Source organism: Pseudomonas sp. NY15437, assembly GCF_048068435.1.
In the GTDB taxonomy this organism is placed as follows: Bacteria; Pseudomonadota; Gammaproteobacteria; order Pseudomonadales; family Pseudomonadaceae; genus Pseudomonas; species Pseudomonas nitroreducens_B.
Genome location: NZ_JBLUQC010000007.1, coordinates 228,841 through 241,537, shown reverse-complemented (window position 1 = coordinate 241,537; position 12,697 = coordinate 228,841). Strand labels below are relative to the sequence as shown.

General features: G+C 57.4%; 11 protein-coding genes. 10 read left to right on the top strand and 1 reads right to left on the bottom strand.

Annotated features, from left to right (window positions below; all coding sequences use genetic code 11):
* The first annotated feature begins 7 nt into the window (after positions 1–7).
* The 9 genes from ACNFIA_RS17940 to ACNFIA_RS17900 all read left to right on the top strand — a co-directional run bounded on the left by ACNFIA_RS17940 (position 8) and on the right by ACNFIA_RS17900 (position 8,890).
* Positions 8–1,648, top strand: coding sequence for a type II secretion system protein GspD (locus tag ACNFIA_RS17940; protein WP_416787249.1), 1,641 nt, complete (start codon positions 8–10; stop codon positions 1,646–1,648).
* Positions 1,648–2,580: a hypothetical protein gene (locus ACNFIA_RS17935; RefSeq protein WP_416787247.1), complete on the top strand. Its 933-nt coding sequence runs from the start codon at positions 1,648–1,650 to the stop codon at positions 2,578–2,580. Before ACNFIA_RS17940 ends, ACNFIA_RS17935 begins: the two co-directional genes overlap by 1 nt.
* The gene (locus ACNFIA_RS17930; protein ID WP_416787244.1) at positions 2,580–3,056 is read left to right on the top strand and encodes a hypothetical protein; all 477 of its coding nucleotides are present in this window, start codon (positions 2,580–2,582) and stop codon (positions 3,054–3,056) included. Before ACNFIA_RS17935 ends, ACNFIA_RS17930 begins: the two co-directional genes overlap by 1 nt.
* A 2-nt stretch (positions 3,057–3,058) precedes the next feature.
* Positions 3,059–3,733, top strand: a complete 675-nt coding sequence (locus ACNFIA_RS17925) for a hypothetical protein (protein WP_416787241.1) — start codon at positions 3,059–3,061, stop codon at positions 3,731–3,733.
* Between the two features lie 2 nt (positions 3,734–3,735).
* Entirely contained in the window at positions 3,736–5,493 is a 1,758-nt protein-coding gene (locus ACNFIA_RS17920; RefSeq protein ID WP_416787237.1) for a GspE/PulE family protein, read from the top strand.
* 73 nt (positions 5,494–5,566) lie between these two features.
* The gene (locus ACNFIA_RS17915; RefSeq protein ID WP_416787234.1) at positions 5,567–6,028 is read left to right on the top strand and encodes a type II secretion system protein; all 462 of its coding nucleotides are present in this window, start codon (positions 5,567–5,569) and stop codon (positions 6,026–6,028) included.
* Between the two features lie 10 nt (positions 6,029–6,038).
* Positions 6,039–7,208 (top strand): secretion protein, encoded by a 1,170-nt coding sequence (locus ACNFIA_RS17910; protein ID WP_416787232.1) that lies wholly within the window; start codon positions 6,039–6,041, stop codon positions 7,206–7,208.
* Between the two features lie 8 nt (positions 7,209–7,216).
* A complete protein-coding gene (locus tag ACNFIA_RS17905; protein ID WP_416787229.1) occupies positions 7,217–7,732 on the top strand; it encodes a pilus assembly FimT family protein in 516 nt (171 codons plus the stop codon).
* Between the two features lie 141 nt (positions 7,733–7,873).
* Entirely contained in the window at positions 7,874–8,890 is a 1,017-nt protein-coding gene (locus ACNFIA_RS17900) for an ATPase, T2SS/T4P/T4SS family (protein WP_416787226.1), read from the top strand.
* 200 nt (positions 8,891–9,090) lie between these two features.
* On the opposite strand, the gene ACNFIA_RS17895 is transcribed toward ACNFIA_RS17900, so the two are convergent.
* The gene (locus ACNFIA_RS17895) at positions 9,091–9,834 is read right to left on the bottom strand and encodes an EAL domain-containing protein (protein WP_416787223.1); all 744 of its coding nucleotides are present in this window, start codon (positions 9,832–9,834) and stop codon (positions 9,091–9,093) included.
* A gap of 160 nt (positions 9,835–9,994) precedes the next feature.
* Here ACNFIA_RS17895 and ACNFIA_RS17890 point away from each other — a divergent pair, with 160 nt between their 5' ends.
* On the top strand, positions 9,995–12,685 hold the full coding sequence (locus ACNFIA_RS17890) for a PD-(D/E)XK nuclease family protein (protein ID WP_416787220.1): 2,691 nt from the start codon (positions 9,995–9,997) through the stop codon (positions 12,683–12,685).
* The last annotated feature ends 12 nt before the right edge of the window (positions 12,686–12,697 follow it).

Genomic DNA, 12,697 nt, shown 5'->3' with positions numbered 1-12,697 from the left:
CACAACCATGAAGCTGAAATCCATTTCATTGGCCCTGCTGGTTGCTACCGGCCTTTTGGGCTGCGCCAACTCCTTCGACATCTCCCAAGAAGCGAAGAATGCCCCGCTGCGACCTGGTGCGAAAGATGCGCTACAGGCGGCGCGTGGCAATACCTTCGTCCGGGAAATTCGCACTGAAGACCTGGCTAAAGCCAGACCGGTTTTTCTGACAGTAAAGGGAAAACCTCTCCGGAGCATCCTTCAAGAAACGCTGCCGGGGTACGCGATCATCCCCAAAGGAAAGGTCGATTTGAATCAGCCGGTAGACGTTCAGTCTGCTGGCATGTCCTTAGCGGACTTCATTGAATACATCGAAGGCACCAGCGATCTGAACATCGAGATTGTTGGCAAGCGTGTACTCGTAAGCGACTTCGAAACCCGCGAATGGAACCTTGCTACCTTCGCCTCTACTCGCAACGTTAACAACGTCATCGCATCGACCCAGACCCGCGGTGCGAAAGCAGGCGACACCGACTCCAACAGTCAGCAAGACAACAACGTCGCCACCGGTACCACCATCGGCCTGCAGCTGTCGGAAGACGAGTGGCAAAAGGTTATGGATGGAGCTCGCACCATCCTTGGGGCCGAGAAGGACACGGGTACTGGCAAGACGGGGCGCACCGGTGGTGCGGCACCTGCTAACCCAATTCCCGCTGGCGCAGGCCAGAACGGCATGTCGGGTGGGTTGAACTTTGATGCTCCCTCACCGGCAGACCTCGGCATGCTTTCGTTCAACGATGGCGCCGCCCCGTACATTGAGGGCATTCGCTCTGTCGGCATCATCACTGCCGGCGGCAAGCCGGCCAAGATGAAGATCCTGGATCGGTATCTGAAGCGTGCGATCGGCGAAGCCACGAAAATCGTCAACGTTCAGGTCGAGGCGTACGACGTTATCCTGAACAACGACAAGCAGAAGGGCGTCGACTGGAACCTTCTGGTCAAAGGCACCCTCAACGGCAACCCACTGGGCCTGAACTTCTTCAACTCGCAAGGCGAAGGTACCAGCGATCCATTTTGGAACGTCCAGGGCACCTACGAATCGGACCACGTCAAAGCCGATGTTCTGGTGCGTTTCCTGGAGAATTTCGGCCGGGTTGAGTTGACCGACCAGCCGAACATTACCGTCCGGAACGGCGTACCTGCCCAGATCTACGCCGGTGAGGAGTTGACCTACATCGTAGACGTTGAACAGTCACAGGATGAGTCGGGCAATGTCACCGTCACTCCTAAGCTGGGTCGTCTGAAGGTGGGCGTGACTCTGAGCGTGACTGTCCGAGTCCTGGACGATGATCAACTTCTCGTCGACATCTGGCCGGTGATCTCGAACCTCAGTGGTAACGACACCATCGCCATTGGCGATTACGAGTTCCAGACGCCGCGAGTGAACCTGAAGGAGTTCAGCACTCAACTGATCACCAGTTCGGGCCGCGCAGTTCACCTTGGTGGTTTGATCACCAAGAAGATGCACGAGGCGCTGCGTCGTCTCCCGTGGCAAAACCTGGTCACCAAGGCAGTGCTGAACCCGCTGACTCAGGACATCAACAACCAGCTCGACCGTCGTGAACTGGTACTGGTGGTGACCCCCACCCTGGTTGAGGGTGCCCTCTGATGACCAAGCTACTTCTTGGCGTACCAATCGAGATTGGTGGCGAAGAGGTCATCATCTGCCGTGACTCTATCGGCTCGCAGGCGTTGACCACCTCCCGTGAGTCCGAGGTCTACACGCTCATTGAGGGCCCGCGCGAGGATGGCCGGCCGGCCATCTACATCGACGAAGAAGAACTCAAGTCGATGCGCGACTCTTACCCGGGCATCAAGGTTTATGGCCTCTGGCAGCTTCTGTTTGCAAACAATGCCGTCCCCCTCGGCACTGATGTCATCGTTTTCGATTTGGGCCAGGACCGCGGTCTATTCCTGCGCCTGGACCCCGAAGGGGATCTTCACGACCCTAGGAGCATCCGCCTCTCTTCGGAATACGCCGACAACTTCATCAGTGAACTGCCGGATTACGACCTCGCTGACGCGAGCCGGATCTCCGTTGATAACATCGAACTGGTGCTCCCTGCGAAGCCGGCTTACACCCGTCAAGAACTGTTCGAGAAACAACGCCACGATCAGACAAAGCGGTGGTACATCGTTGCAAGTATTTGCGGACTAATTGTCTTCGCCACAGCAATCTACAACTACGCCATGTTTACTCTGTACAACGCCAACATGGCTACGTACCGAGCCAAACAAGTTCAACGCGACGAGCTCGAGACAAAATTTTCAGAGCTTCAGCGGGAACATCTGGCCAAGTGGCCGGACAACTCGGTAGTTCTGTCGAAGATTAGTGCATTGCTTTCTTATGACAGTGGCCTGTCTACAGCCCCAGAAGGCGAAACGAAAGTTGGGTTCACGACTTTTCATCGATTCCTAACCAGCAAAAACCTGAGCTTCGACCCTGCCAAAAAAGTAAGTGGAATCGAGTCTGAGCTGACCCCTCATCTCAGCTATGTACTTCGCATTGCCCAGAGTGATGAGAGTGGAGGGAAGAAGTGATGAAATTCAAGCGCCACAAATTATCGGCTTCTTCACTTGGTTTCTCCAACCTCATGTTGCTGGCTATCGCTGCCGCGGTTTTGCTGTCTGTGAGATTCACCGTCGTGTTCGGTGACAATCGGAAGCTCCCTAGCGATTACGAGCAGATCGACGCGGTAATCGAAAGTACAAGGCAAGACCTCCAGCATTACTCGGAGCTAGAAAAGCTCCCAAAGCTCGAAGGCTCTTGGAGGAAAGCCTCCTCTACCTTCGCACTCGACGGATTGAAGTTTGAGCCCTTTGAGGGAAAGAACATCACTGAAATGGGCAATAGCTATACAGGGCCTATTTCGAACTGGCCGGGCCAAGTAAGTGGCGACCCCCAGGTTGTAATATCAAGTATCCGGGCGCTTCAGAAAGAAATTCCGATCTATCTCTATGATTACTCCATTTCCAGCGGAGTAATGAAGCTCAATATTGTCGTAGTGGGTATTTAATAATGAATAAATCCTTCACGAGTATCATGTTGGCAGCGCAGCTTGCAGTATCGCTGCATGCATTTGCCGATACCGATGACGCGGATACTCATCGCAATCGGAATCGGCAATTGGGCGACATGGAGTACAAGCGTGACCAGCTGAAGCTCCAGGCAGAGATGGCGGACTCCTATAAGAAAATGTCGGACGCAGGATTCATCGTCAATGAGGACGGTAAGCCCCTCGGCGTTAAAGACATTGCCACTCTGGGCGAGGAAGTGCGATCGGCAGGAAGCCGTTCAGAAAAGTCTGACATGCCCTTTGGTCCGAACATTCCGATGTCGACGACGCCGCCCTTCCTGGGGGAGCAGCCGCCGGCGAGCATGACTACACCGCCGCCCCCTCCTGCGGCGAGCACCCCCGCGCAAACCACAGCAGCTCTTCCTGGCGGCCCTGCAAAGGATGAGAAGCCTGCGGAAGAAGATCCATCGACCAAGCGCCTGCAGCTAGTGGAAGTTCGGGCGGACTCCATCGTGGTGGTGACCAATGAGGGCCGTCAGGTCGTGCGCATCGGCGAGAAGGTGAATGGCTACACCCTGCTGCGCTTTGGCGTCGACAAGGCCTACCTCAAGGGTCCTAAGGGCACCAGAGAACTGGTGATTGATTGGACCAACTCCAAGCACCTGGCCGGAGAGTGACCGTGTCCTCCCATATCCTCGGAATCCAACGCAAGATTCTTCGCCACTTGGTCGAGGCTGGGAAGATCACCCAGCAGCAGGCAGATACCCAGCCGGCATCGGACACCATGGAGCAGGTGGTGCCAGACATTTTGCGCGTGTGTAAGGACGATGAAGCCGTCGCCCATGCCATCGGCAAAGCAGTTAACCGTGAAGTTTTCCACGAAGTGGAGGAAGGTCTCACGATCACACAGGGGCAGGATGGCGAGCCGTGGTTCATTTACGGCAACACCATCTTCATCGCCAACCCGTTCCACAAGAGAATGGTCGAACGGGCTACCGGTTTCGCTCGTTCAAACAATATCGCGAGTCCGAAAGTAGGCGTTGTCAGTCACTCACGCCTTGAATCTATCAAGGCCATCGATACGGACGATGACGATAGTGCGGTCCAGGATAGCGAGCAGCTAAAGGCCCGGGCTATGCAGCGGGTTGAAGACCTTGTCCGCGAAGCGGCAAAGCTCAACGCCAGTGACATCCACCTGCAGCCCACACAGGGAGACCAAATCCAGGTGCGCTTCCGTATCGACGGCGAGCTTCTGACCCGGAAGCGCTACAGCACCGTCATTCACGAAGCGATCCTGCGGGTGATCATTGAGAGCAACTGCGGCCTCACATTGGAGCTGAACAAACCGCAGGACGGTAAGTTCAGCTTCTCTCTGTCCTCGCACAAAAAAATCAACCTACGGGTGAGCACCCTGCCCGTATCCCGTGGTTCCGAAGCAACCCCCAAAGTGGTGATTCGTCTCCTCGGCAATGACTCCAGCTTGTCGGACCTCAACAAGCTCGGCATGGCCAAGCCTAACCTTGCACTGATCCGCAGAGTGGCCGACTCGCCCAACGGACTGATCATCGTCACTGGTCCGACAGGTTCGGGAAAAACCACCACGCTCAACGCCACGCTGCTGGACATCTACGGCCAAGACCCTAACCGCAACTACCACACTATCGAAGAGCCAGTAGAGATGCAGCATGAGGGGATGTCCCACACCGAGTGTGGCGAGCATCTTTCCTTTGCTGCCGCTCTCCGCGCTCTTCTCCGCCAAGACCCTGATGTGATTCTGCTTGGTGAGATGCGCGACAACGAGACAGCTGAATACGCCTTCAAAGCTGGCCAGACAGGCCACTTGGTTCTCACAACGCTGCACACCAACAACTCTCACGAGTCTCTGGACCGTCTCGCGCGCATGGATATCCCGGCCGACATCATCGTCAGCAACACCAGGGCGATCATGGCTCAACGGCTTGTCCGCAGCCTTTGTAAGAGCTGCAAGGTGGAGTACCTGTTCCGGTCCGACGAGCAACGCTTCAGCCAGTACGGCTCGAATCCTGTGTTCAACGGCAATGGCGACCTGAAGCTCTACAAGGCCAACCCCAAGGGTTGTCAGATCTGCAACAACGGCGGGCACCAGTCCGGCGGACTGAAGGGCCGCCGTGGGGTGATCGAGATTCTCGAACTGACCCCAGAAATTCAGGAGGCCGTTTTGGGTGGAATCACGGCCAGCCTGTTGAGACGCTCACAATTGTTGGAGGGGACCTTCAAGGACCTCTGGGACGATGGTTTGCGACTGGTAGCTGACGGCGCTGTGGGGTTCGAGCAGCTCGAGAAAGAGCTTGGTCCCTACAACTCTCATCGTATGGGCGCTAAACCCGACCGTCCCCAAATACCAGCGGGTTCAAGAGTGTCCCATCAGGGCATGCCTGGCCTCGTAGCACAACTCTAGTCACCTGACCCCGGGGGCGGATTGCCCCCAAGATCAATCACCCGATACACCACAGACGAAGGAACTCCGATCCATGATCGAACGCAAATTCAAACGTAAAGGCCAACAAGGCTTCACTCTGGTCGAGCTGGGCGTGGCCATGGCCATCATGGCTGTTCTGGTCGCATTCCTACTGCCCGGGTTTCTGAAGCAACGCGATGATGCCAAGGTCAGCACCGCACTCGGCCAACTTCAGAAAGACTTCCCCAGCGCAATCTCGCGCCAGGTTGCACGTACCAACGTCTGCAACTCCACCACCATCACTGCTCAGAAGCTCCAGGACCGCGGCGTTCCGGCGCAGACTGTCTGGAACACTGCCTGGACGGTTGATTCCGTGTCGGCCACTCAAGTCACTATCAGCTACACGCTCTCGAGCTCCGACAGCAACACTGCGGCCGACATGGTCACTTCCCTCAACCAGGGCAACAACATCGTGCCGAACTCTGCCACCGCTACCGGCAACTCCAAAGTCACCGTTTCCTACCCCTGCAACTGAGAGCAAGGCAATGGCCTACTACCAACTGAAGTATTTCGGTGAGTCGGGTGGCGTGGTTTCCGTCAGCGTCGAGGCAGAAACCAAAGAGCAGGCCATTGCCATGTCGGGTATCCCGCAGTCGATCATCCACAGCGTGGCTATAGATCACCTGGGTGGATTGAAATCGGCACTGCTGGACAAGAAATTCCCCCTTGTCGAGCAGGTCCTTATGCTGTCGGCGATCGCATCGAAAGTCGCTTCAGGGAAGGTCTTCGACAAGGCAATTCTGGAGTCTGTTGACTACAAGAAGCTCAAGCTGACCTTCGCCCAAGTAGATGCCTGCCAGACCCCGCGGGACTACCTGACACTTCTACGTTTCGATGAGACCGCAGTGCTGCTTGCCGAAGCTGGGGACAAGACTGGCCGCCTGGCGGAATCTCTCAGGCGAGCTTCAAAGTCGATCGCGGAACGCTTAGAAGCCAAGAAGGAATTCTCGGCCCTGATGCGCAAGGCGATGATCAACACTGGCTTCGGCCTGTCGTTCTTGACGGGTATTCCGCTATGGGCTGGCGGAACCATCGACGACTTCATCAACGTTCAGCGCCTTGACCTCACGCTGAACTCGTTCAGTCACATGGTGATGGGGCTCAATACGCTCTACACCCAGTATTTCTACATCCTGCTCGCGCTGACCGTGGGCTGCTACCTGGGCCGAAACCGCCTGTGGGAAATGGTCCGGACACTTCCAGGGTTTTCGTTCTTGAACGAGCGGAACAAAGTGAGGATGGGCCTCGAGTTTGTCCAGACCTACCAGCTGCTCCTCAGTAGCGGTTTCACTAACCCACAAAGCTTCAAGTTCATGATGCAACGGTCCCGTGGCCGGGCACACGCTCTCTACAAAGATGCGTATACCCAGCTCATTGACGAGGGCCGAGAATTGTCCGAGGTGTTCGACAACCCCGAATGGCCTCCGCTCATCACCCAGAACTTCCAAGGCTTCGATAACCAAACCCCTGCAGGGCGAGACACCGTCCTCGTCAACATGGCCGAGGCCCTCAAGGCTTACTACCTCCGGTACTCCGAGAGAGTGGCACAGATGTCATCAGTGATCGGCTTCGCTGCTATGTCAGTGAGCATTCTGATGTTCGCGATCGGCTTCTACCTGCCTCTGATCAGCCTTTCCACGGCGCTTAAACATTGAGTCAAGCGATGGGAAGGACAAAGGGGTTCACCCTCATTGAGCTTGCGGTTTGCCTGGCAATCGCGGCTGTTCTCACAGCCGCCGTGCTGCCCAGCCTGATGCAGAGCTATCAGCATCACAAGATCTTCTCCTCCATCGAGCAGGCAAAGAACTTGGTCCCCATCTGTGAGATAGCCCGCACACGGGCAACCGGCACCACGATGGGTGCAAACCTACAGGCCACTCATACCTACAGTACCCTCGCTAGTTGGTCTAAAACGTCCGTTTTACAGGGCCTCCTGGGTAAGAACTACCGCCTCCCGGCAAAGAACCCGCTTGGATCAGACATCCTTGTGAAGTTCGACTCTGAACGCTGCTACGTGGGTGTCGACCTGCCATTCAAGGAGGACAACTACGCCGGCTACTTGACCGAGGCCGCAGGCGCTAACACGAGAATCATCATCACTACCAAGCTGGCGGGTAAGTCGACAACCGCCTGGGTTACAAACCAGAAGCGAGTCCTTCAGGGCGAAACCACCCGCTAAGTGGTGCTGGTTAGTTTGGCGACCTGTCGAGCTGACACGCCCATGACGTCGATCCCAAACAAGCCACTAGAAGAAGTCACCGAGCATGCCATCGGATGCAGCCACGACCTGTGCTGACTGGAATGCCGCATAAGGAGCCCCATGCAGAACCATTCCAAGGAGTTCAACGCCGAGGCGTTCTCGAAAGAGGCCACCAACATCACGCTCTATGAGCGGGTCATGGAGATGGTCGACAATTTTGGCGAGGTGCAGAGCCCTGACATCCTCCCGATGTGGAGGGACTTCTACGACCGAATGATCTCCGAGAAGGGGAAAGGGAATAAGCGGAAATCTTCAGATTTCACCGAGTCGTTCAACGGGTTCAGGTACCGCTGCAACCTGTCCAACTGCCATGAAGGCTGGGTCATCGCAATGCGCCGGCTGCTCCAGGGGGTCCCCAGCTTCAGCAAGGATCTGAAGATCGACTACAACATCATCAAGCCACTTCTGAAGGGAGCGGGTTTGACCCTCTTTGCTGGTGCGATGAACTCTGGCAAATCCACCACCATGTTCGCCGCGTTGGAGAACATGGATCGTCGTGAGCGCGGCCTCCTGGGAACCTGCGAAGACCCCATCGAATACTTGTTCCAGGGGGGCGGTGTGATCCAGCGTGAAGTCGGCGAGCACGTCGAGAGCTTCGAACAAGCCATCCGTGACTTCGTCCGTCAGAACAGGAAGACCATCATGGTCAGTGAGATTCGTGACCCCGAGACCGCCAATGCTGCTGTGCTTGCCGCGTCGACGGGCCACAGCGTGATTGGCACGATCCACAGCGACGGCGCTCCGGACACCTACACCCGTCTGTTGGCCTTGGTTGATCCAAGGTATGCCCGCTTGCTCCCGGTAACTCTCCGTGGAGTGTTCTGGCAGCACCTCCTGCGCTTCTCCGATAGAACTCGTGATCCTCTCCCGGTCATCGAGTCGATCGAGGTCACGACAGGAGTCCGCCAGATTCTACAAGGCGGTCCCGAGAGTATCCCCCTGCTGGCGAACGAGATGAGACGCCAGGGTCGGAAGTCGATGGCGGAAACGGCGATGGCCCTAGTATCCCAAGGAAAGGCTACTCGCGAAGAGGTTCGTGAGTTTACGGAGCGCCGCGGCCGGATCAACGACATCTGACCATAGCCTGCAGCACGATGGATGACATGGACGTCATCCATCGCCCGCTGAGTACCGAAGTCCAGAAGCGGAGCAACTCTAGTTCAACGCCCTCATTCCCAAATGTGGGAGACGACTGAAGCTGCTGATCTTAGGCCGATGGCAATTCAAAGCTGAAAATGAACCGGCTCACTCGCCACGGAGGAGGGAAGGGCACCTGGCTAGCCCCTTTCGTGTAGGAAAATCTCCGGCCGGGCCGGGCGACCGAAGAAGAACCCCTGGCACAACTCAATATCGAGATTCAGTGCCAGCTCAAGCTCGCCGGCATGCTCGATCCCTTCCAGTACCACCCGCTTACCCGCGGCTCTGCAAGATCGAACCAGGCTTTCAACATCTGCTCGGACAGAGGAGCTCGTAGCAAGCTCCTGAGTTGTTCGACGTGAAAGCTTGCACCCGGTGACGGCCTTGTTCATCAACAGCTGCCGCTTTGCGAACCCGTCACGCAGGTCATCCAGCATCACCGGCATTGCCCGGAGGTTAAGGCGCTCGAGTCCCTGGATGATTTTGAATGCGTCACCATTGGCCGACTCGGTGATCTCGAACGTCATACGCGAGGTGACCCCGTGACGATCAAACTCCGAGATTGCGTGCTCGATGAAGCGGCTGTCGCTGATGGATATCTGTGAGCTGTTCACCCACAGGGATGCGTGGGGGAAGGCCCCAGCGATCCGGGCGGCTTGCGAGGCCACCCACATGTCGAGGCCTACGATTGACCCGTCCTCTTCGGCAGCGGCGATGACCCGAGCCGGAGGAGCCAACTCCCCCGCTTGGACGACGCGAAGCAGGCACTCATAGGCGACGGGCAGGGGGAGGCCACTGCCAACCCGCATCACAGGCTGGACAACCAACGCAAGCTCAAGCTCTGGCACAGCAACAGCGGTACTTCGGGGATGGCTGATCATCATCGGAAGGGATCGCTTGGGTTCTTTCCCCAATAGTGGTCAGCGACTGCTCCAAATCAGGATCTCGAGTGCGAAATTCGAATGCGAAACTGGCAGCTCCGACGGGTGGTGGCACAGAAATGCCACGTTAATCTGACTCCAACTAATGCGGAGATCAGATCAGATGAAATTCCTGAAAGAGTTGGCGGAACTGAACGACGGCACTTTGGTGTTGACCTCAACCGAACGCGTGGCACGCCACCTCAGGCTCCAGTCGGCACTCCTTCAGTCCATGACCGGGAAGAAGGCATGGTTCAACAAAGGCCACATCCAGACCGTGTCGTCCTGGATCGAAAACACCTGGCTCGAACTGATGCCGGCAGAGCAGTTGCTCTATCCGATTCAGGAGTTGGCTGTAGTGAAAGGCATTGCGGACCAGTCCGGCCTGATGCCGGCAACCCTCATTTCATCGATGGCCACCTCCCGCCGCATCGGCAGCGCCTACTCTCAAGCGCACAAGTACCGCATCCCGATGGATCAAGATCGGTTCCGCTTTAAGCGTGAGCTGGAGGTGTTCTGGCAGATCCAAGACATCCTCAATCGAGAGTGTGCGTCCCAAGGGCTGGTGTTCCGCGCTCAGTTGCCCGAGTTGCTCCGTCAGGCCGTTCTGGCTGGTGAGGTTCAACGCCCAAGGAAGATCGTAATCGTAGGGATCATCGACATGAACCCGGCCGAGAAGGCCCTGTTCGATGCCATTGCCGAGGGTGGGACCGAGATCGTGGACGTCGAGCTTTGCGGCTCCCAATCCACTCCCAAGCTGATGAAGGCGAACAACCAAGGCGACGAATTCGGTCTGGTTGCCGAATGGGTGAACCAGCAGCTGTCGCCCTACGTTGCGACTCCCCTCGCTGCCCCGCAACTGGCCATCCTCGTGCCGGATATCCGAACCTACCAAGCGCCGCTGATCGAGGCGCTGTCTCTGCACTGCAGCCCGGCATCTCTGATTCCTGGCGAGTCTGACGCCGATAGCCGGACCCCTTGGGATATTTCCAGCGGTGCAACCCTGGGAAGCCGCCCGATGATCCGCGCGGCGATGGATATCCTCTCAATTACCCCGAAGGAGGCGGACACTGAAGCCTTTAGCCGTGTGCTACGTTCGCCGTGGATTGCCGGGGATGTGAAAGAGGGCAACTCCCGAGCTCTCGTCGACCTCTGGCTGCGTGACAACCTGGGTCTCTCGATGGGTGGTGAAGACTTCCTCCGAGCGATCGGCGTCTTCAAGGGGGACGCGATTCCGGACTTCCGTGAGCGCTTCGCCGGCATGCTCGCAGCTCAGCTCAATGGCGAATCGAAGCGCTATCCCTCTCAGTGGGCAGATCACTTCAGCCAAGCTCTGACGGGAATGGGCTGGCCCGGTACGAAGGAGTTGGACTCAGCAAACTTCCAGACCCTCAAGGCATGGGACGAGGCCCTGGCCCTATTCCGGACCCTGGACACCCAGCTGGGCCGCGTGGAATACGCCCGTGCGTTCATGTGGCTGAGAGAGGTCGTCGATACTCGACAGTTCCAGCCGAGAATCTCTCACGTGGCCCCCGTTTCGATCCTCGGTTACGAGGACGCCATAGGCCTGCAATTCGACGCGGTCTGGATCATTGGAGCTTCCAGCACTGTACTTCCGGCGCGGGTTGACCCCTCTCCATTCCTCCCGCTCGAACTGCAGATCTCTTCGGGTATCCCGGTAGCCTCCAGCGAGGGTGCGCTGGACTACGCAAGCAAGGTCGTAGCTGCGCTCCTCAGCATAAGCCCGGACGTAACTGTGTCGTGCCCGGCGCACAACGACAAGGGGGCGGCGGTGAGCCCCAGCGAGCTGTTTGGTACCTGGCCAGCGGCTACGCCGTCTGCCCAGTCTCACGGTGTGTTTGTCGACCAACTGCTGGGGCATCTCGACCGCAGCCTGGTGGTCCCCGAGACCGTGGGGCCGGTATCTGCAGAAGAACTCACATGGATCAAGGGGGGCGTACGCATCTTCAAGGACTACGCTGAGGCTCCGTTCCTGTCCTTTGCCCGCAACAGGCTCCGCGCTGAGATGTTCCCAGAGCCGGTCATTGGCCTGGACCCGCGCATTCAGGGGACCATGATTCACCTTGTGCTGGAGCTGTTCTGGACGGAGGTCAGGACCTCTAAGGCCCTGAAGAAGATGGCCTCGGCCGAACTCGCCGAGAAGATCCGTGACAGCGTGGCCCAGGCCTCAGAACAGCTCCTCAACAAGCTGATCTGGCGCTATGGCAAACGAGTGATAGCCCTTGAGCGCATGCGCCTAGAGTCGCTGGTACTGGACTGGCTGCGCCTGGAGATGAAGCGCACCCACGAATTCGAGGTAGTTGGATTCGAAGAGCCACACGACATCTCGGTCGGTCTGGTGAGCATTACGGTGAAGCTGGACCGTCGGGATCGGGTATTCCTGTCCGACGACGAGAAGGACTTCCGAGAACTGGTGCTCGACTACAAGTCCGGCGCAACTATGCGAATGACGAGCCTGAACGCTGACACGTTGACCGAGCCGCAGCTGCCGATCTACGCGACGAAGATCGACTCCAACACCAAAGGGGCGCATCGAATCGACGGTGTCGCGCTCGCACAGGTGAACAGCCGAAGCCTTGGTTTCCACACCCGTTCAAACTTCACTGACACGATTGTGCCGAAGTCGGGCAAGGGTAGTGGAGTGAACAGCGAAGGAGCCTGGGAAGGCCAGCGTGACGCATGGTCGGAAAAGCTGGATGAGATGAGCACGGGCTTCACCGATGGCACCGCCTGGCTGCAAAATGGCACGCCCCTCCCCATCGGATACGAATACCTGGGCGTCCTCACCAGATGACTGCTAGCCGTG